The 19315-nt window shown below is 64.3% G+C and carries 13 protein-coding genes; 3 read left to right on the forward strand and 10 right to left on the reverse strand.

Translation table 11 applies throughout. The features are described 5' to 3' along the window. The first annotated feature begins 597 nt into the window (after positions 1-597). Entirely contained in the window at positions 598-1701 is a 1104-nt protein-coding gene (locus SB772_RS07710; RefSeq protein WP_410832682.1) for a porin, read from the forward strand. Between the two features lie 146 nt (positions 1702-1847). Further along, a complete protein-coding gene (locus SB772_RS07715) occupies positions 1848-4265 on the forward strand; it encodes a glucose/quinate/shikimate family membrane-bound PQQ-dependent dehydrogenase (protein WP_410832683.1) in 2418 nt (805 codons plus the stop codon). A 194-nt stretch (positions 4266-4459) separates the two neighbouring features. Here the strand turns inward: SB772_RS07715 and SB772_RS07720 are convergent, their stop codons facing one another. The 8 genes from SB772_RS07720 to SB772_RS07755 all read right to left on the reverse strand — a co-directional run bounded on the left by SB772_RS07720 (position 4460) and on the right by SB772_RS07755 (position 14277). Further along, positions 4460-5215 (reverse strand): OmpW/AlkL family protein, encoded by a 756-nt coding sequence (locus SB772_RS07720; protein ID WP_410832684.1) that lies wholly within the window; start codon positions 5213-5215, stop codon positions 4460-4462. Between the two features lie 72 nt (positions 5216-5287). Continuing rightward, positions 5288-7084: an acyl-CoA dehydrogenase C-terminal domain-containing protein gene (locus SB772_RS07725; protein ID WP_410832994.1), complete on the reverse strand. Its 1797-nt coding sequence runs from the start codon at positions 7082-7084 to the stop codon at positions 5288-5290. A gap of 14 nt (positions 7085-7098) precedes the next feature. Next, entirely contained in the window at positions 7099-8046 is a 948-nt protein-coding gene (locus SB772_RS07730; protein WP_410832685.1) for an electron transfer flavoprotein subunit alpha/FixB family protein, read from the reverse strand. 17 nt (positions 8047-8063) lie between these two features. Beyond that, a complete protein-coding gene (locus SB772_RS07735) occupies positions 8064-8813 on the reverse strand; it encodes an electron transfer flavoprotein subunit beta/FixA family protein (RefSeq protein WP_410832686.1) in 750 nt (249 codons plus the stop codon). A gap of 41 nt (positions 8814-8854) precedes the next feature. Beyond that, positions 8855-10459: an AMP-binding protein gene (locus tag SB772_RS07740; RefSeq protein WP_410832687.1), complete on the reverse strand. Its 1605-nt coding sequence runs from the start codon at positions 10457-10459 to the stop codon at positions 8855-8857. An 86-nt stretch (positions 10460-10545) separates the two neighbouring features. Further along, positions 10546-11787: a thiolase family protein gene (locus SB772_RS07745; protein ID WP_410832688.1), complete on the reverse strand. Its 1242-nt coding sequence runs from the start codon at positions 11785-11787 to the stop codon at positions 10546-10548. Between the two features lie 71 nt (positions 11788-11858). Further along, a complete protein-coding gene (locus SB772_RS07750; protein WP_410832689.1) occupies positions 11859-12974 on the reverse strand; it encodes a saccharopine dehydrogenase family protein in 1116 nt (371 codons plus the stop codon). Positions 12975-13020: 46 nt separating this feature from the next. Then, positions 13021-14277 (reverse strand): acyl-CoA dehydrogenase family protein, encoded by a 1257-nt coding sequence (locus SB772_RS07755; protein WP_410832690.1) that lies wholly within the window; start codon positions 14275-14277, stop codon positions 13021-13023. A 152-nt stretch (positions 14278-14429) separates the two neighbouring features. Between SB772_RS07755 and SB772_RS07760 the strand changes: the two genes are divergently transcribed. Further along, the gene (locus SB772_RS07760; RefSeq protein WP_410832691.1) at positions 14430-17156 is read left to right on the forward strand and encodes a LuxR C-terminal-related transcriptional regulator; all 2727 of its coding nucleotides are present in this window, start codon (positions 14430-14432) and stop codon (positions 17154-17156) included. Positions 17157-17174: 18 nt separating this feature from the next. Here SB772_RS07760 and SB772_RS07765 read toward each other — a convergent pair whose 3' ends face one another. Continuing rightward, positions 17175-18464 carry a DUF445 domain-containing protein gene (locus SB772_RS07765; RefSeq protein ID WP_410832692.1) on the reverse strand — a complete coding sequence of 430 codons (1290 nt, stop codon included), beginning with the start codon at positions 18462-18464 and terminating at the stop codon, positions 17175-17177. Next, the gene (phaZ, locus tag SB772_RS07770) at positions 18461-19294 is read right to left on the reverse strand and encodes a poly(3-hydroxyalkanoate) depolymerase (protein ID WP_410832693.1); all 834 of its coding nucleotides are present in this window, start codon (positions 19292-19294) and stop codon (positions 18461-18463) included. Before phaZ ends, SB772_RS07765 begins: the two co-directional genes overlap by 4 nt. Positions 19295-19315: the final 21 nt, after the last annotated feature.

Consider the following 19315-nt stretch of genomic DNA (forward strand, 5'->3'; position numbering starts at 1 on the left):
CGGAGCGGGTCGCGTCCGCGGAAACATTTGCTCCACTGATTTGGGGCACAGTCATGGTGCGTCCTTTTGTGTCACTGCCGTTGGAAGAGAGACTGACTGTCGGGCGCGACTGTGTACCGCGGGGTAGCGCGCCCGTCGATCATCGCGAAAGGATCGGAAAACCGGCGGTCGGCGCCAACGCACTAACTGCGTACCGAAGCGCGAGATTTTTGATGGTAGTTGGCGGGGCGAAGGACGGCTATTACATGAATCTGTAATCAGCCCAGCGAGGCGATTGGCGCTCGACGGCGCCGTCATTTGCAACCCGATACGACTGAATACTCTGGGAACCGCGCACCGCATTTATGAAAACAATGGGCTTTATGACTGCGAGGCTTACGATAGAAATTCGCGTTCAGCCTGGTCCAACTCCTGTATAGCCTAGTCACAGTGCGCGTGACGCGCTATATTTGCCAGGCGCCATGCGCTCGGCCGGTCCGCATTGAATCATGCGTTGCCGCCGGGCGCCGCGCGGAGCACGCCTGCGGTGAATCGCCCCGTTTGCGCAGGACTGGGGACGATGCGGACAACGAAAGAAGAGTCCACCTGGGAGCTGACGTGAAATATCAACTGGGCGCATTCGTGCTGCTCGCAGCCAGCACTGCCGCATCGGCACAGTCGAGCGTGACGCTGTATGGCCGCGTCGACGGTGGTGTCGAGTACCTGAATCACATCGCCAACGGCACGGGCGGCAGCTCGAGCCGCTGGAGCGCGGAAGGCGGCGACTGGGGCACGAGCATGCTCGGCTTCAAGGGGACCGAGGACCTGGGAGGCGGCACCAGCGCGCTGTTCGACCTCGAAACCGCGCTGCAGATCATGAACGGCACGACGGGCGGCGGCAAGATGTTCTCGCGCCGCGCGTACGTCGGCTTGAAGAATGAGACGTGGGGCCAGCTGCAGGCGGGCCGCAATCTCTTCATCGACAGTGACGGCGTGTGGGAGTTCGATCCGTTCGTGCAGCAGGCGGTTTCGTCGGCCTCGCTCGTGCGCGGGCGCAACTGGCAGCAGACGAGCAACAACGTCGAATATCACAGCCCCGTCTGGCGCGGCCTCGACGTGCAGGCGCAGTACGCGTTCGGCAACCAGGCGAGCGGCTTCAACAACGGCGCCGAAGGCGATTTCGGCCGCTCGGACGGCATCATGCTCAGCTATCACTCGCCGCTCTTCGATCTGCGCGGCATCTACGACGAGCTGCGCGATTCGAACGGTCGCTTCTCCAACGTCTTCACGGCCTCGCGCGAGTACTTCCTGGGCGCGAACGTGCGCGTGCAGAAGTTCAAGATCCAGGCCGCGTACACGCACTACGCGGCGCCCGATTCGCCCGCGGGCGTGGCCGACAGCGCCGACCACTACTGGCTTGGCGCCACCTATCAGGCCACGCCGCGCTGGGCCGTGACGGCGGCGGGCTTCTACATCCGGGTGGGCGACGGCGGCGGCGACGTCTCGCACGATCCGGGCAGCCATGCGATGCTCTATGCGCTCGGGACCACCTACAACCTGAGCGCGCGCACGTTCCTGTACGGCACCGTCGCGTACGTGAACAACAGCAAGAACGGCACCTTCTCGGTGTTCGCGACGCCGCGCGATTCGAGTTCGCCGACGAGCCCGATGGCCGGCGAATCGCAGACCGGCGCATACATCGGGATGATGCACGTGTTCTGACGTGACTTTTTTTCCGCATTTCCGGCATGCCCGAGCGCACCGGGCCGGCCGGATGCCTCGCCGGCGTTCGCGCCGGCGTGCCTGCGCTGCGGGCATCGCGTGACAGGCGGTGCGAGCGGCGTCCTCAAAAGAAGGTTGAGATCGTCATGCCCAGACAATCGACATCGCCGGGTTTCATCAGCGTCATCACACTACTGTTCACCGCGCTAACCGCGCTCTATCTGCTGATAGGCGGCGCATGGCTGCTCTCGCTCGGCGGATCGGCGTATTACGTCGTGACCGGCGTCGTGCTGCTCGGCGTGACCTGGCTGCTGTACCGCCGCAGTCCGGCGGCGCTCGTGCTCTACGCGCTCGTGCTCGTCGGCACGGCGATCTGGGCGCTGTGGGAGTCGGGCCCCGATTTCTGGGCGCTCGCGCCGCGCTCCGGCGTGCTCGTCGTGTTCGGCGTGTGGCTGCTGCTCGTGAGCTGGCGCCTCGAAGCGCCGCGCAAGCTCGGCGTGAGCTCGCTTGTCGGCGCGCTCGTGATCTGGGCTGGCGTGCTGGTCTACGCGAGCTTCAATGATCCGCAGACGATCAACGGCACGCTGAGCGCAGCGGCCGGAACGCCCGCGGCGACCTCGAACGGCATCGATCCCGCCGACTGGCCCGCCTATGGTCGCACCCAGGAAGGCACGCGCTATTCGCCGCTGCGGCAGATTACGCCGGAAAACGTGAAGAACCTGCAGGTGGCCTGGACCTTCCGCACGGGCGACATGAAAGGCCCGAATGATCCGGTCGAGATCACCAATGAAGTCACGCCGATCAAGATCGGCAATCTGCTCTATCTGTGCTCGCCGCACCAGATCCTGTTCGCGCTCGATGCAAAGACGGGCGAGCAGAAGTGGAAGTTCGACCCGAAGCTGCAGCCCGATCCGTCGTTCCAGCACGTGACCTGCCGCGGCGTGTCGTATGTCGATCTCTCGGCGGGCGCCGCGACGGCAGAGGCCGCCACGCCCGCGAGCGACGCCGCCTCGGCAGCAACAGTGGCGTCGTCGGCCAACGGCGCGTGTACGCGCCGCATCTATCTGCCCGTCAACGACGGCCACCTCTACGCGCTCGACGCGCAGACGGGCGAGCGTTGCGCGGGCTTCGGCAACAACGGCGACCTCGACCTGCAGCACGCACAGCCGGTCACGACGCCAGGCATGTACGAACCGACCTCGCCGCCGGTCGTCACGAACAAGGTGATCATCGTGGCGGGCGCGGTCGAGGACAACTTCTCGACGCGCGAGCCCTCGGGCGTGATCCGCGGCTTCGACGTGCGCACCGGCGAGCTGCTGTGGGTGTTCGATCCGGGCGCGCGGGACCCGAACAGGATTCCCGGTGCGGGCGAGCATTACACGCTCAACTCGCCGAACTCGTGGGCGCCCTCCGCCTACGACGCGAAGCTCGACATCATCTATCTGCCGATGGGCGTGACGACGCCGGACATCTGGGGCGGCAACCGCACGCCTGAGCAGGAGCGCTATGCGAGCGGCCTGCTGGCGCTGCATGCGTCGACGGGCACGCTGGCCTGGTTCTACCAGACCGCGCACCACGACCTGTGGGACATGGACCAGCCGTCGCAGCCCACGCTCGCCGACATCACCGACAAGGGCGGCAAGACCGTGCCGGTCGTGTATGCGCCCGCCAAGACCGGCAACCTGTTCGTGCTCGACCGCCGCACCGGCGCGCCGGTCGTGCCCGCACCCGAAATGCCGGTGCCGCAAGGCGCCGCGCCCGGCGACCACGTCTCGCCCACGCAGCCATTCTCCGATCTCACGTTCCGCCCGAAGAACCTGCTCACCGACGCCGACATGTGGGGTGCGACGATGTACGACCAGCTCGTATGCCGTGTCATGTTCCACAAGCTGCGGTACGAAGGCACGTTCACGCCGCCGTCGCTGCAGGGCACGCTGGTGTTTCCGGGCAACCTCGGCATGTTCGAATGGGGCGGCATTGCGCTCGACACCGACCGCCAGCTCGCTATCGCCAACCCGATCGCGCTGCCGTTCGTCTCGCGCCTGATCCCGCGCGGCACGGGCAACCCGATGGAGCCGCAGCCCGGCGCGAAGGGAAGCGGCACGGAAGCGGGCATCCAGCCGCAATACGGCGTGCCGTACGGCGTGACGCTGAACCCGTTCGTCTCGCCGTTCGGCCTGCCGTGCAAGCAACCGGCGTGGGGCTATATGTCGGCCATCGATCTGAAAACAAACGAGATCGTGTGGAAGAAGCGCATCGGCACGGTGCGCGACAGCTCGCCGCTCCCGCTGCCGTTCAAGATGGGCATGCCGATGCTGGGCGGTCCGATCGTGACGGCGGGCGGCGTCGCGTTCATCGGCGCGACGGCGGACAACTATATCCGCGCGTTCGACGTGAACAACGGCCAGGAACTCTGGCGCGCGCGCCTGCCTGCGGGCGGCCAGGCCACGCCGCTGAGCTATTCCATCAACGGCCGTCAGTACGTCGTGATCGCCGCGGGCGGCCACGGTTCATTCGGCACCAGGTTCGGCGATTACGTGATCGCCTACGCGTTGCCGCAGTAACGGGTCGATCGAGCGCGGCGCAGCGCGTCTGACGCGGCACGGCGACGTGCGCTTCGGGACGCGTCGGGACAACGCCGACCAGTTCAGCGCGGCCTGCGAGTACGATCTTTCGAAGCGCGTGCTGCTCTACGCGAGCCGCCGGCTGGCTGCGCAACCGGGGGGATCCGTGGTCTTCGACAGCCAGAAGATTCCGACTAGAAACGATAGCCGATTCCGACAAAGGTAATCCACGGATTGGCCGTGATATGCGTCTTGTTGGTCAGCACCGCTTGCCCGTTGGCGGCAACGGCGCTGATCGTCGCGTTTGTCTTGAGCGGCAGGTAAGTCGCCGACGCAGTGGCGTACCAGTTCTTGCTGATGTTGTAAGAGACGCCAGCATTGAAAGCGGGATTCCACGACGGGCTGAGCGATGCATTGACATGGCCGCCTGGTCCCGCAAACTGCTGCAACGCGCCGTTGAAGGTCGAATTGAGTTCGATATGCGAGTACCACGTGTAATTGACGCCCACGCCGATGAAAGGACGCAGCCTGGTTTGCGCCGCGCCGAAGTAGTACTTCAGGAAGAGAATCGGCGGCCACGCTCTCGTGGTGGCGAGCGGTTGCAGGTTGCCGAGAGGGAGACCCGGCCCGCCTGGGCCGAGCGGGGCCGCCGTGCCCTGCGCATAGAGCTTGAGTTTGGGCGGCACGCCGGTCGCCAGATCGACAGCGATGTTGTCCGTGATGAAGTAGGTCAGCGAAAGCTCGGCGGTGAACGTATTGTGAATCTGTCCAGCCGTTCCCGTCGAGGTAAACGTGCCCGCTGCAGAAGTACTCTGCAATGCCGTTGCAGACGACGGACCAAAGTCGAGCCACGCCCCACCCGCGCTGGTCACGAGGCTGCCGGCGCTCTGCGCCATTGCGCTGCCACCTATCGCCGCTGGTATCAAGGCAAGATACACGATCCGTTTCATCTCTGCCCCCTCATTATTTCGCATGCCGAATTGATGCGTTTGTGGTTTTCGCAAGCCGTCTATACTGCGCAATTAAAGTTGCTCGATCGCGACTTGCGTTGCGCCCGATGAGCCGGTCCGGATTGCGTCCAGAAGACCGCTGGCTTTAGGCAGGATTTTGTCTGCGTAGAATCGCGCGGTGGCGAGCTTTGCCTGATGGAAGTCCGGGTCCGGGTCTCCACCGGTCGCACTTTTCCTGGACACGACCAAAGCCGCACGCGCCATTTGCCATCCGCCGCATACATAGCCGGTGAGCATCAGATAGTCGACCGAACTGGCGAGCGCTTCATCGACCTGACTCGTCAGTTCGCGCAACATCCAGCCGGTAGCTTCCTCGAGCGACTGAACGCTCGCGGCCACGCTGGTGCCAATCGCGGCAAGCTGCCTGTCCGCGCTTCGTTCCAGCGCCAGCGCAGTGTCACGCATCTCCGCGATCAGCTCACGCATCGCCGCGCCCTGATCCGACGCGAGCTTGCGGCCCACCAGGTCCGCGGCCTGAATGCCCGTCGTGCCTTCGTAGATCGTTGCGATCCGTGCGTCACGCAGGAACTGGCAGGCGCCCGTTTCCTCGATGTAACCCATCCCGCCATGCACCTGTACGCCCAGCGAGGCCACTTCGACGCCCAGTTCGGTGCACCATCCCTTCAGAACCGGAATCAGAAGATCGACGCGCGCCTGGCGACGCGCGCGTTCGGCGGCATCCGGATGCCGGTGCGCGCGATCCATGTCGGCCGCCATCACGTACGCGAACGCGCGCATCGCTTCGCTCTGCGCCTTCATCGTCATCAACATCCGCCGCACATCCGGGTGATGAACGATGGCAACGGCGTTACCGGATTTGCTCGTCGCGAGACGTCCCTGAACCCGCTCCCGCGCATAGTCCCGAGCCTGCTGATATGCCCGCTCGGCCATCGCCAGTCCTTGTATCCCGACCTTCTGACGCGCTTCGTTCATCATCGTGAACATGTGCGCGAGGCCCTTGTTCTCCTGCCCGACGAGATAGCCGATCGCGCCACCCCGGTCGCCGAAGCTCATCACACAGGTCGGACTCGCGTGAATACCGAGTTTGTGTTCGAGCGACACGCAGTGCACGTCGTTGCGCGAGCCCGGCGAGCCATCGGCGTTGAGGAGAAACTTCGGCACGAGGAACAGCGAGATGCCGCGCACGCCTTCGGGCGCGTCAGGCGTGCGCGCCAGCACGAGGTGAATCACGTTGTCCGTCATGTCGTGATCGCCCCACGTGATGAAGATCTTCTGGCCATGGAGGCGATAGTGATCTCCGTCAGGCACGGCTTTCGTACGCACGGCGGCGAGATCCGAACCGGCTTGCGGCTCCGTCAGGTTCATCGTGCCGGTCCACTCGCCGCTGACCATCCTCGCCAGATAACGTGCTTTCAACTCGTCCGAACCGTGCTGCCGCAACGCCTCGGTGGCGCCGGCGGTCAACAGCGGACACAGGGCGAACGCCATGTTGGACGAATTCCACATCTCCACGGTCGCCGCCTGCACGAGTTCGGGCAGGCCCTGCCCACCAAACTCGGGGTCACCGCTGAGGCCGCTCCAGCCTCCGGCGACGAATTGCCGGTACGCAGCCGCGAAACCATCGGCGGCCAACACGCCATCAGGCGTCAGTCGCGCGCCCTGTTCGTCGCCCGGTTTGTTGAGCGGCGCAAGCACTTCAGTCGCAAGCTTTGCGGCCTCCTCGAGTACCGCCTCGGCAAGTTCCGGGGTTGCTTCCTCGTAGCCTGGCAGCGCGGACAATTCGCCGAGCTCCGCCAGTTCCGTCATCACAAAACGCATGTCGCGCAACGGCGCAATATAAGTGCTCATCATGTGCTCCCGCATCAACCCTGTTGCAACTTGTCCAGTTCGCGAGACAACTCCGGCAATACCTTGAAGAGGTCGCCCACGATCCAGTAATCGGCGACCTGAAAAATCGGCGCCTCCTCGTCCTTATTGATCGCGACGATCACCTTCGAGTCCTTCATCCCGGCCAGATGCTGGATCGCGCCGGAGATGCCCACCGCGATATACAGTTGCGGGGCAATGACCTTGCCGGTCTGGCCCACCTGATAATCGTTGGGCGCGAAGCCCGCATCGACCGCGGCGCGCGATGCGCCGACCGCCGCGCCGAGCTTGTTGGCAATCTCATCGATAAGCGCGAAGTTTTCGCCGGAACCCATGCCGCGGCCGCCGGAGATCACGCGTTGCGCGGACGTCAGTTCCGGACGCTCGGAACGGGTGAGCTGGTGACTCACGAAGCGCGAGCCTGGCACGTCAGCGGCGGCCTCCAACGCTTCGATCGTGGCGGCGCCCCCTTGCGCGGGTGCGGCCGCGAAGGCCGTGGTTCGAACGGTAATCACCTTGATCGGGTCGGCGCTTCGCACCGTCGCCAGCACGTTGCCCGCGTAGATGGGGCGCACGAACGTATCGCCGGATTCGACTGCAACGATCTCGGATATCTGCGCCACGTCGAGCAGCGCGGCCACACGTGGCATCACGTTCTTCGCGGTGGTGGTGGCCGGTGCGATCACGTGGCTGTAGTCTGCGGCGATCTTCACGACGAGCGCCGCGAGGTTCTCGGCCAGCGCGTGGCCGTAGTGCGCGGCGTCGGCGAGTCGAACCCGCGTAACGCCCGCAATGCGGGCCGCCTGTTCGGCGACGGCCGCGTTGTGCGAGCCGGCCACGAGAACATGAATGTCGTCGCCGAATCGGGCGGCGGCGGTGACGGCATTCAGCGTCGCGGTCTTGAGCACTTGATTGTCGTGCTCAGCAATAACGAGTACGGGCATGGTTCTCCCCTTGCATGTTAGATGACGTGTGCGACGTTATTCAGCTTGTCGACCAGTTCGGCGGCATCGGCGACGCGAATGCCTGCCTCGCGTTTGGCGGGCTCCGCGAGCGCGAGCGTGGTGAGACGCGGCTTGACGTCGACACCGAGCGCATCCGGCGTCACGACATCCAGCGGCTTCTTTTTCGCCTTCATGATGTTGGGCAGCGTGGCGTAGCGCGGCGTGTTCAGCCGGAGATCAGCCGTAACGACCGCCGGCAGATCGACTTCGATCGTTTCGAGGCCGCCGTCGATTTCGCGCGTGACCGTGGCCTTGCCCGCTTCAATGGCGACCTTCGAGGCGAACGTTGCCTGCGGCCAGCCGAGCAGTGCCGCGAGCATCTGGCCGACCTGGTTCGAGTCGTCGTCGATCGCCTGCTTGCCGAGCAACACCAGCTGCGGGTGCTCCTTGTCCACGAGCGCCTTCAGCAGCTTCGCGACCGCTAGCGGCTGCAATTGCACGTCCGTGCTGACAAGAATGGCGCGGTCAGCACCCGTCGCCATCGCGGTGCGCAGCGTTTCCTGGCACGCCTCCACGCCACACGAAACCGCGATCACCTCGGTCACCACGCCGGCCTCCTTCAAGCGCACGGCCTCTTCAACACTGATTTCGTCGAATGGGTTCATCGAGAGCTTCACGTTGGCGATGTCGACAGCGCTGCCGTCGGCCTTCACGCGAACCCTCACATTCGCGTCGACCACGCGTTTGACAGGAACAAGTACTTTCATTGCCTACTCCATTTGAATATTGCATAGCGTTCACCGCACCGTCATGGCATCGCGGCGAACACGCTGTTGGGCTGACCATCGAACCTGTCGACCAGGTAGCGTTCAAGCGGCTTTTCCGATGCGGTCTTCGGTATCTCGGGCACCACCTGCAACCAGGAGATGACCGAATTCGCTTCCAGCTTCGCGCGGCACGCGCGGAATATCTGTTGCGGGTCGAAACGGGCTGCGTCCTTGGGCACCACCGCCGCGACCACATCCTTCTCGCCGGGCGCGCCTGAGGCGGCCTTCACGCCGTACACGTAGACATCCTCGACAAGGCCCGATTCGGCGATCACTTTCTCGATCGGCGCCGGGTTGATGAACTCGCCGTTGTGGCGAATGCCGCCACCCTTGCGGTATTCGAAGAAGAGCCAGCCGTTCTCGTCCTCACGCACAACGTCCCCCATGTACAGCCAGCCGTCCCGGCACTTCTTCGACGATGCTTCCGGGTTGCCGAAGTATTCGACCTTGAACGGCGAGCCGTCCGCCGGACGGAACAGCAGTTCGCCGGGCACGCCGGGTGCGCAGTCGTTACCGTCGTCGTCGACAATGCGGTGCCTGAGAATCGGCGCCGGCTTGCCGATGCTGCCGACCGGACCGATGCCGAGCGGCTTGACCGTGAACCCGCCTTCCGCCGCGCCGTAGAACTCGACGATCTGGACACCGAAGCGCTGCTCGAACGCCGTCCAGATCGCTGCGGGCATCCCCGCGGATATCACGAAACGCACGGGGTTATCCGCGTCATCGGGCTTGTTCGGCTCGCTGTAAACCGCCGTGGTCATCCCGCCGAGCAGCGTGAATGTCGTACAGCGGTATTTGCGGGTGATGTCCCACAGACGCGACTTCGTAAAGCGGCGCGACAGCACGGCGCGCATGCCGGCGGTGAGCGAGGCGCCCAGCGTCACGATCTGCGCATTGGCATGCGTCAGCGACAGTCCCGAATACGGCCGGTCGCCGGGAACGTAGCCAAACAGTGCCGACACCGCCGCCGAGGTCCCGCAATAGCGGCGGTGCGTCATGACAATGCCCTTCGGATCGCCGGTGGTGCCGGAGGTGAAGATCAACTGCATCGCGCTGTCTGGATCGCGGGCCACGATGGGTAACCCGGGCACCTGTTCCGGCAGCAATGCGCGGTACGACAGCACGCCGGGGAAATCGCTGAGCGGCTTCGCATCCTCGTGCGTTTCGAGCCCGATCACCCAGGACAGTTGTGAGAGCGAAGCGCGTACGGCAAGCAGGTTATCGAGCGCATAGTCCGCGGCGATGACGCCGCGGCAGCCCGCGCTGTCGAGCATGAAGGCAAGCTTCTCGCCCCGCGCACGCGGATCGATCGGCACGAACACCGTGCCCGAAATCGACGCCGCGACCATTGCGTCGATAAACTCCGCGTGATTGGCCATCAGCAGCGCGAAGTGCTCGCCGGGTTGCAGGCCCTGATCGATCAGCACCTGTGCGAGCCGTTGGCCGTTCTCCCACAGCTGCCGGTAGGTGCGCACCTCATCGGGGCGCACGCCGGCGCCTTCGATGGTCAGCACGTCGAGATCCGGCATACTCTCGACGCGGTTGACGAGCAACGCTGCCAACGTGGTTTCGGGTATGGTGCTCATGGCGCCCTCTCTCCTTGCAGATACGGTTCGGTGTTGCGCGTGCGCAGAATCTGTCGCGGCTTCACGCGCGGCTTAACGATGCAGCCTCAACGTCCGAGAATCGTGATGCTGGCAACGGCCTCTTCCACGCCGCACAGTCCGCCGCCGTTCTCCGCGATCGCGATACGCGCGCCCTCGACCTGGCGTGCGCCTGCTTCACTGCGCAACTGGGTTACCAGTTCGTAGAGCTGACCGAGTCCTGTCGCACCGATCGGGTGGCCCTTCGATTCGAGGCCGCCCGACGGATTGATCGGAATCCGGCCGCCTATCGTGGTCTCGCCGCGTTCCGCGGCCACCCCGCCCATGCCCGGCTCGCACAGTCCAAGCACTTCGGACTGGATGATTTCGCCGATCGCCGTCGCGTCATGCACCTCGGCAACCGAGACATCCTGCGGCGCGACGCCTGCCTGCTCATAAGCGCGCAACGAGCCCAACCGGACCAGATGCCGGTCGAGCGCCGAGGCCGGCCGGTCGCTGCCCGTTTGCAGCACGGATGCCAGCACGCGAATGGCGCGCGAGCGCCGCCCACCCAACAGCGCGAGGCCTGCCTCGCTGCACACGATCGCCGCGGCCGCGCCATCGCTGACGGGCGAACACATCGGCAACGTGAGCGGATAGGTGATCGGCGGTGCGGCGAGAATCTCTTCGATCGAGTAAGCCTGCCGGTACTGCGCGAGCGGGTTGTGAATCGAATGTCCGTGGTTCTTGGCGGACACGGCGGCAAACTGCCGCTGGGTGGTGCCGAATTCGCGCATGTGCATGCGGCCCATGGACGCATAGATATCCATGAACACGCTGTACGGTTTCGTCGAGACGCTGCCTGCGGGCGGCTCGATGCCCTCGCCCATGTCGAGCAGCCGGCGCTTGCCGTTCTCGGTGTCGTGCACGTCCCACGCGCCGTCGAAGGCGCTGAAGGTGCGCGCCTTGTCCGTGGAAAACATCTTCTCGGCGCCCACCGCGAGCACGATGTCGGCAGCACCGGCTTTCACGTAGTTCACCGCGAGGTGAAACGCGGTGCTGGCGCTCGCGCAGGCGTTCTCGACGTTGATTACCGCGACCTGGTCGATACCCATTGCCCGCAGCGCAAGCTGGCCGCGAATCATGTGCTGGCCTTCCATGTGGCCCTGCGTGGAATTGCCGAAAAACGCGCCCTGCAACTGCGCTTTGTCACAGCCTGCGTCGGCGAGCGCATCTTCCACTGCCGTGCGCGTGAGCTGCTTCACGCTGGTTTCCAGATGCTTGCCGAAGGGCGTCATGCCGACGCCCGCGATATACACTTCGTTGCCCATTTCGATTCTCCACCGCCAGGAGGCGCGCGCCGCAAGCCACAAGCTGCTGACGCGAGCCGTTTGATTCGTCGTCAAACGCTCTTTACTTCGTAGGCGAGATAGCCTTCCTCGGCCTGTGCGGCGACCAGATTTCGTGCGCCGAACGCCTTCGCCGGCGAAACGAAACCGGTTGCGTGCAACTGCCCGCGCAACACGCGCCGCACCGCCTCCGCACCGAGCACGCCGGTTTGCGCATAGGGCGAATTGCCACGCAGAATCACACTGACCGAATTGGTATTGCCTCGCCCCTGACACGACAGCGTGCAGCGATTCACATCCGGGTTTTCGCGCGGAGGCTCGACCTGCGTCACGGCCTTGCCCCACTCATTGGTAACCTCTTCCTGTTTGGCGGGATCGAGGTGCCGGCACTCTTGCTCGAACTTCTTCAGCAGACCTGCCACCGCGAGAAAACGCTCCCGATTCCTGAACGACACGAGCGTCTGGCAATTGCGCACGCGCGGATCGTCCTGGTACCAGATCGGCTCGCCGCCGCCGCTCCATGGCAACGCGTTCAGCAGCACGTGCTCGCCCGGCACATGAACCTGATACGGCGTCGCCCACGGCCACTGCACCAGTTGCCTGTTGCGCAGGTAGAACTGCGGCTGCGTGCACATCCGCAGAAACGACATCGTCGAGGCGACGCTCACTTCGGAGTCGCCGAGATAGAGCACGTCGAGCGTGTCGATACCCGGCGTTTCCAGTGCGATCTCCGCCGCGAGATTGCCTTCAGTCCACATGTATGAATTGCCGGGGCACAGCGCCAGATCACGGGCAGCGAAGGCCTCGCCATACGCGCGTTTCAGCAGGGACATCCAGTCGGTCTCGCCAGTGGTGTCGAAGTAATGGCAACCGGCCGCGAGGCTTGCCTCGACGACCGGGCGCCCGAGCTGCATGAATGGCCCGACGATGTTGATCACCACCTTCTTGCCCTTGAAGAACTCGGTGAGCGCGCCTGTTTCGTGCGGAGCCGCCACGCATCGATAGTCATGTCCAGCGAGTTCGGGCACCTTCGCCAGCTCTTCTTCCAGCCGCTCCTTGCTGCGCCCGGCGGCAATGAACGGAATGCCGCGCTCGGCGAGCTTCCATGCCGTGAGCTTGCCCGTGTAGCCACTCGCTCCATAGAGGACCACTTCGTATGTCGTTGCCATTTCGTCGTCTCCTTCAGGTTGTCATCGGATTGCGCGAGCGTGCCGTTCAAAGCAGCTCGGGATCGATCAGGTAGTAGCCGCCCTTGATCGCGAGCACTTCGTTGCAGCCGTCCTCGATCATCGAAGCGCGTGCGTCGCGCCAGATCTTTTCGATCGGATACTCGCGTGTAAGCCCGTTGCCGCAGAAGATCTGCAGCGCGTCGTTGGCGACTTCGAACGCGGTCTGGGTCGCAGTGACCTTCGCGGTCATTGCCGCGTGCAGCGAGGGCTGAGCCGCCGTGAAGTTGTGGTGCACGACACGCTGCGCGAGCGCACGGGCGGCCTCCACCTTGCGGAACATGTGAAAGAGCCGTGATGCGACCGACTGATGGCGAATGATCGGCAAACCACCCTGCTTGCGTTCATGCGCATAAGCGAGCGCGAGTTCGAACGCGGCGCGCGCGGTACCGGTAAAAACGGTGGCCATGATCGCGTTGGCAAACGTGTGGATCGCGTAGACCGCGTCGACGTACTGGTCCGGGCCGGCGAGGAGGTGCTCCTTCGACAACGTGACGTTCTCGAAGAACAGTTCGCCCTGATTGAGCGCGCGCTGGCCGATCTTGTCGAGCGGCTTGCCGCGCGAGACCCCTTTGGCGTCGAGCGGCACGATCACCACCACGCCGCGTTTCGTGTCGGCGCCGTTACCGCGGTCTGCCGCGCAATAGAGAATGCACACGTCGGCGGCGATACCGTTCGACACCCACGCCGACTTCTGCCCGTTGATGATCACCTCGTCGCCGCGCAGCGTCGCCACGCAGTTGGGCCGGCCGTATGTGCCCTGCGGATGAAAGATCATGCCGTTCACGTCGAGCATGTCGGAGCCGTGATCGGGTTCCGTGATGGCCCAGCAGCCGAGCTTCTCATCCGGGGCGAGCGCACGGCAGAACGCGTTGCCGGACATCGCGCTCATCAGTGCGGGCAGCAAGCCTGCACCGTAGGTGATGGCGAGTCCCGCATCGCCCCAGCCGAGCTCTTCGAACAGGATGCTCATCGTCATCGCCCGTTCGGCGGGTTCGAGCTCGAACAGTCCGTCGACGCCGAAACCGAGCCCGACAAACTTTTCGCGTGCCTCCCAATAAGGCGAGCCTTGCGCAATCACCTCCCCGGGTGTCATGCGATCGAGCTTGACGCCGATCGGGCGCATGACTTCCTCGGCGTAGCGATGCACGCTCTGCTGGACCATCTGGTTCATCTCGGAGAGTTCCGGTTGCGCGCCGAGCGGACCGAGTTTGTGCGATGCAATGCGATTCGTTGCAGTGGACATGTCTCCTCCTTCGAGGTGGTTGGGCGTATGATTTCTGTGGAATCCATGGTGTCCCCGCGCGGCGCCGTGCAACATCCCCCGTATAGGGGAGCGCGATTGCATGGACGGGGGATGGCAGCCAGGGTCAACCCGAATGCCCGGAGCAGCAGCCAATGCATGTCATTGAAGCGATACCGTCACAGAAGCCACCTTTCCTTCTCGCCACGAAGGTTTTTCCGCCACGGTTGCCCACGGGCCTGATCGATCGTCCCCGGCTCAACGATCTGGTCGAGCAGGCCGACAGCAAGCGGCTGACGGTGATCAAGGCGCCCGCCGGCTTCGGCAAGACTTCGCTTGCGCTCACCTGGCTCGACCGGCTGCGGGCGGCCGGCGCCCAGCTCGCGTGGCTATCGCTCGATACTGAGGATGACGAACCTGCGCGCTTTCTCCATCACGTCGCGCAAGCGTTGCGGCATGCCTGCGGCAACGTCGGCGCTGCGGCGATCGGTTTGACGGCCGAGGCCTCGCTCGTTCCCGCGCACTCCGTCGTGTCGACGCTCATCAACGAACTCGTCGATGTCGACGACGAGGTCTATCTCTTCCTCGACGACTATCACCTGATCAGCCTCGCGGCGATTCACGATGCCATGTCGTTTTTCATCGCCAACCTGCCTTCACATGTCCACGTGGTGATCTGCACCCGCACGGACCCTGCACTGCCGCTCGGCCGGCTGCGCGCCCGCAACGATCTGCTGGAAATCGACGGACCGGCGCTGCGCTTCAACTTCGACGAAACCCGCAGCTTTGTCGAACACGAATGCCCAGGAAAACTGCGTGCTTCCGGCGTCAAATCGCTCTTCGCAGGCACTGAAGGCTGGGCCGCGGCGCTGCGCATTTCCACCTCCGTGCTGTCGCGCGAACAGTGCAAACCAGGTTGGGAATTGAGCGCGCCGTCCGGCGCTTCCCGGCCGTTCGCTGCTTATCTGGAAGACATGATCAGGCGCCTGCCCGTCGAGACCGTCGAGTTCATGCTCCGCACGTCGATACTGGACCGGCTGACAGCGCCGCTGTGCGAGGCGCTCACCGGTGTCGAGGCGAGCCAGAGCCTGCTGGAGGCGATCGCTGCACGCCAGTTGCTGCTCGATCCGATGGATCAGGAAGGACACTGGTTCCGCTATCACCATCTGATGGGCGAGTACCTGCGCCTGCGGCTGGAGACGCAGTACCGCGACGAAGTGCCGGCTTTGCATCGCCGTGCGAGCCAGTGGTATGCCGCGCAGGAGTTGTGGACCGACGCTGTCAGGCACGCCATCGCCGCAGGCGCCACGGAAGACGCCATCGCCTTGATGGGCCAGTGCGCGATGGCGCTCGTCACCAAAGGTGATCTGCTTACATTGCTTGGCTGGCAACGCCAGTTCCCTGCGCATCTGATGCGGGCGCAAGTGAAAGTCACACTGGCGATCGCCTGGGGCATGGCGCTGGCGATGCGTTTTGATGACGCGCTGGCGATGCTGGATTCGATCGCGCACGACGCCGCCACCAGCACGAGCGCCGACGCCGAAAGCATCCATTGGGAATCCCAGGCGATCCGTTCGGTCCTGACCGCACTGCAGGACGATCCGCAACGCGCGCTCGTGCTTGCACAGGCCTGCCTCGACCAGCCGTCGACGGATATCTGGACCACTAACGTGGTATCGAACGTGGTGCGCTTTGGCCACTGGAAAGCGGGCAACCTCGAAGCACTGTACGCAACGCCCTGGATTCCCTATTCGATCGAAGAAGACAAGCGCAACGTGTTTTCTTCGGTTTACCGGCTTTGCCTGCTTGGCCATGCGGAAATGCAGCAGATGCACTTCGCGCTGGCCGAGCGGTATTTCACGGAGTCGATGCGGCTCGCCGAACATCATGCGGGCCCGCAGTCCATCTGCGTCGCGTTATGCGCGCCGATGATCGGCCATATCCGCTACGAACAAGGCCGGCTCGACGAAGCCGAAGCGCTGGTCATCGACCTGATGCCGGTGGTCGATGTCGCGGTCATGCTGGATAGCGTCCTGATCGCCTATCGTCTGCTCATCCGGATCGCGATCGCGCGCGCGAACCTTGCGCAAGCCTATACCCTGCTCGACCAGGCTCAGGTCCTGGGCTACGCGCGCCGGTGGGACCGGCTGAGCGCCGCCGCTCTCGCCGAGCGCACCCGGCTATATCTCGCGGAAGGGAGGATCGCGGAAGCTGCCGCGTGCGTCGCGCAACTCGATCGGCTGGCAGCCTCCACTCGCGCACCTGTGCAGTCCGTCTCACCGGAGATCGAGACCTATCGCGCGCTTGCGTCGGCCTTTGTGGCGATGGCGCAGGGCCGCCCGCAGGATGCGGTCGAGACGCTGAACGGCGCGCTGCGCAGCGTCGAACGCCGGCATGGCGATTACCTCGCGTTACGCTTGCGGACCGTGCTCGCGCTCGCATGGCTCGGCGCGGACCAGCGCGGCCGGGCACTCGACATCTTTCGTGAAGTGCTGAGCGCCGCCGCGCCCGCGGGCATCTATCGGTCCATTCTCGATCAGGGCGTGGAAATCGGCCCGTTGCTGCTGGCCGTTCGCGACGATATGCGTGGCACGGCGCAAACGAAGGAGACGAGCGCATATATCGATCGTCTGCTCGACGGCTGGCGTGCGCTGTACCAGCCCGACACCAGGCCCGAGCGCGAGGCGCTGAGCGCAAGAGAGTGCAAGGTCGTCGAGTTGATCGCCCAGGGACAGTCGAACAAGGAAATCGCCCGCGCCCTCGGGATTGCGCCTGAAACCGTCAAGTCCCATGTGAAGAGCATCTTCGTGAAGCTAGCCGTCGAAAAGCGCGCTCAGGCCGTTGCGCGCGCGCAGTCGCTTGGCCTCGTTGGGCAGCACTAGTTCGCACTTCAGCGCACTTCACCGCGCGACGGCCAGCGTGGCCGCATGGAGCACCACGCCAATCAGGCCGCCGACGAATGTGCCGTTGATCCGGATGTATTGCAGGTCGCGGCCGATCTCCGCCTCGATCTTCCGGCTGACTTCTTGCGCGTCCCAACTCTTCACGACTTCGGTGATCAGTGACGATAACTGGCGCCGGTAGCGCACCACGAGCGACCGCGCGAGTTCCAGCCACCATGCGTTCAGCTTGCCTTGAATGGCTGGCTCGCTCCTTACGCTTCTACCGAGCGAAGCCAGCGCACTCGCGGCCACCTCGCGTAGAACCGAATGCTCGCGTTCGAGGTCGGCTGCCACGCTCGCGCGGGCGTGATCCAGAAGCACACGACAGTATTCGCCTTTCCTGGCATGCCGAATGCAATCGCGCAGCAACGATCTGCCCAGGCGGCGATGAACGGCTGAGGTCTGCAATTGAACGATCAGATCCCGCACGGCCTCGTCGAACTGACGGCGCAGCTCATGATCCGGACTCGCAGCGACTTCATGAAGCAGCGCAACGATGCCCTCGACGAATCGGTTGACGATATAGGCGTCGAGCGGCGCAGGCGTAAATCTCGACGCCGCGCTGAATTTCGCCTTGATCAGATCGACGTTGGCCTTGAGCCACGTCTCCAGTGCGCCGAGTCCGCGATCGAGCAGCGGCTGATGCCGGTCACCCTCGGTCAGGACTTTCAGGATGCCGCCGGCCGCCCGTGACACGTCGAGCATGCGCAGTTGCGGAATCACCACCTGGTCGAAGAATCGCTCCACCTCCGCGTCGTCGATGCCGCCCAGCAATCCCGGCAGCGAGTCGGCCACCACATCGGCAATGGCCCGGCTGTTCGCCGGCTCGGCCAGCCAGCCGGCCAGCGCATGCGCGGCGTTATGGCCGTTCAGGCGGCTGATGATGAGCTCCGGCGTCAAAAAATTTTCTTCGATGAAGTTGCCGAGACTCTCGGCGATGCGTTGCTGCCTGTGCGCAATGATCGCCGTATGCGGGATCGGCAAGCCGAACGGATGCCGGAACAACGCGACCACCGCGTACCAGTCTGCTATCGCGCCGACCGTGCCGGCCTCCGCAAACGCCCGCAGCCAGGCAAGCCACGAATACCGGGCCTGCAACGGAATGCAAACGAGCAGCAGCGCGATCATGACCGCAAGCAGGCAGGTCGCCGTTCGTCTCATGCGTGTCAGGCGAATTGCCTTGTGGTCCTCCGGTACAGCGGCTGCCGCGCGTTGGAGCCGCTCGCTGCCATCAGTCAGGAACCTCAAACCGCCTCCTGCCGAAGGAACCTGCGCACGACAGGCGCGACGTCTTTCGCACGTGTGATCAGAAACAGGTGTCCGTCGTCGATCACGTAGAGCGTCGCGTCGCGGATGCGGGCCGCGAGAATCTTCGCGTTGGTCAGGGGCACGATAGGATCGTCGCTGCCGTGCATGACGAGCGTTCTCTGGCGCAAGCCACCGAGCCAGGGCAAGCTGCTCCAGCCCGTGGCGGCCAGCAGTTGATACAGATAGCCACGGCCGCGCGGCGCCTGAATGTGGCGGCTATGTTCCTTCAGCAGCGCAGGATCGCGCCGGTAGGCGCCGCCATATATCTCCGCCCCGACCTGTTGCAGGTAGGCCGGATCGGTATAGCGCCGCGGTCCGATCAACTTCGACAACACCGAGAGCTTCGCCGGCACCATCACGACGCCTGGCGAAGTTGCCGCCAGAATCAGCCGGCGGCAGCGCCCCGGATACAGATGCGCGAATTGCTGCGCGAGCGCGCCGCCCCACGACACGCCGAGCACGTCGACGGGTCCGTTATAACCCAGCCGCGTCAACAGCTTCTCGGTCAGCACGGACAGCGTCGAGAAGCGATACGGCACGACCGGCGCGGGCGAACCGCCGACGCCGGGAATGTCGAAGATGATCACGCTCACATCCTCCAGCGCGGTCACGAACGGTTCCACCAGTTCGAGATTCGCGCCGATGCCGTTGAAGATCAACAATGGCGGCGCAGCGTCACTGCCATGCCGGATCGCAACGCGCAGCACCTGCCCGTCCAGATCGACGGTCTGGATCTGCAGGGTGGTGGCAGACTGGGGGTGAATAGTCATTTTTTCTCATCCGGAAGACCT

Source organism: Paraburkholderia sp. SIMBA_030, from assembly GCF_046535245.1.
In the GTDB taxonomy this organism is placed as follows: domain Bacteria; phylum Pseudomonadota; class Gammaproteobacteria; order Burkholderiales; family Burkholderiaceae; genus Paraburkholderia.

Coding starts and splice junctions, on each gene's coding strand:
- SB772_RS07760 (WP_410832691.1), top strand. CDS start 14,430: ATGCATGTCATTGAAGCGATACCGTCACAGAAGCCACCTTTCCTTCTC.
- SB772_RS07745 (WP_410832688.1), bottom strand. CDS start 11,787: ATGGGCAACGAAGTGTATATCGCGGGCGTCGGCATGACGCCCTTCGGC.
- phaZ (WP_410832693.1), bottom strand. CDS start 19,294: ATGACTATTCACCCCCAGTCTGCCACCACCCTGCAGATCCAGACCGTC.
- SB772_RS07725 (WP_410832994.1), bottom strand. CDS start 7,084: ATGAGCACTTATATTGCGCCGTTGCGCGACATGCGTTTTGTGATGACG.
- SB772_RS07750 (WP_410832689.1), bottom strand. CDS start 12,974: ATGGCAACGACATACGAAGTGGTCCTCTATGGAGCGAGTGGCTACACG.
- SB772_RS07735 (WP_410832686.1), bottom strand. CDS start 8,813: ATGAAAGTACTTGTTCCTGTCAAACGCGTGGTCGACGCGAATGTGAGG.
- SB772_RS07755 (WP_410832690.1), bottom strand. CDS start 14,277: ATGTCCACTGCAACGAATCGCATTGCATCGCACAAACTCGGTCCGCTC.
- SB772_RS07720 (WP_410832684.1), bottom strand. CDS start 5,215: ATGAAACGGATCGTGTATCTTGCCTTGATACCAGCGGCGATAGGTGGC.
- SB772_RS07740 (WP_410832687.1), bottom strand. CDS start 10,459: ATGAGCACCATACCCGAAACCACGTTGGCAGCGTTGCTCGTCAACCGC.
- SB772_RS07715 (WP_410832683.1), top strand. CDS start 1,848: ATGCCCAGACAATCGACATCGCCGGGTTTCATCAGCGTCATCACACTA.
- SB772_RS07730 (WP_410832685.1), bottom strand. CDS start 8,046: ATGCCCGTACTCGTTATTGCTGAGCACGACAATCAAGTGCTCAAGACC.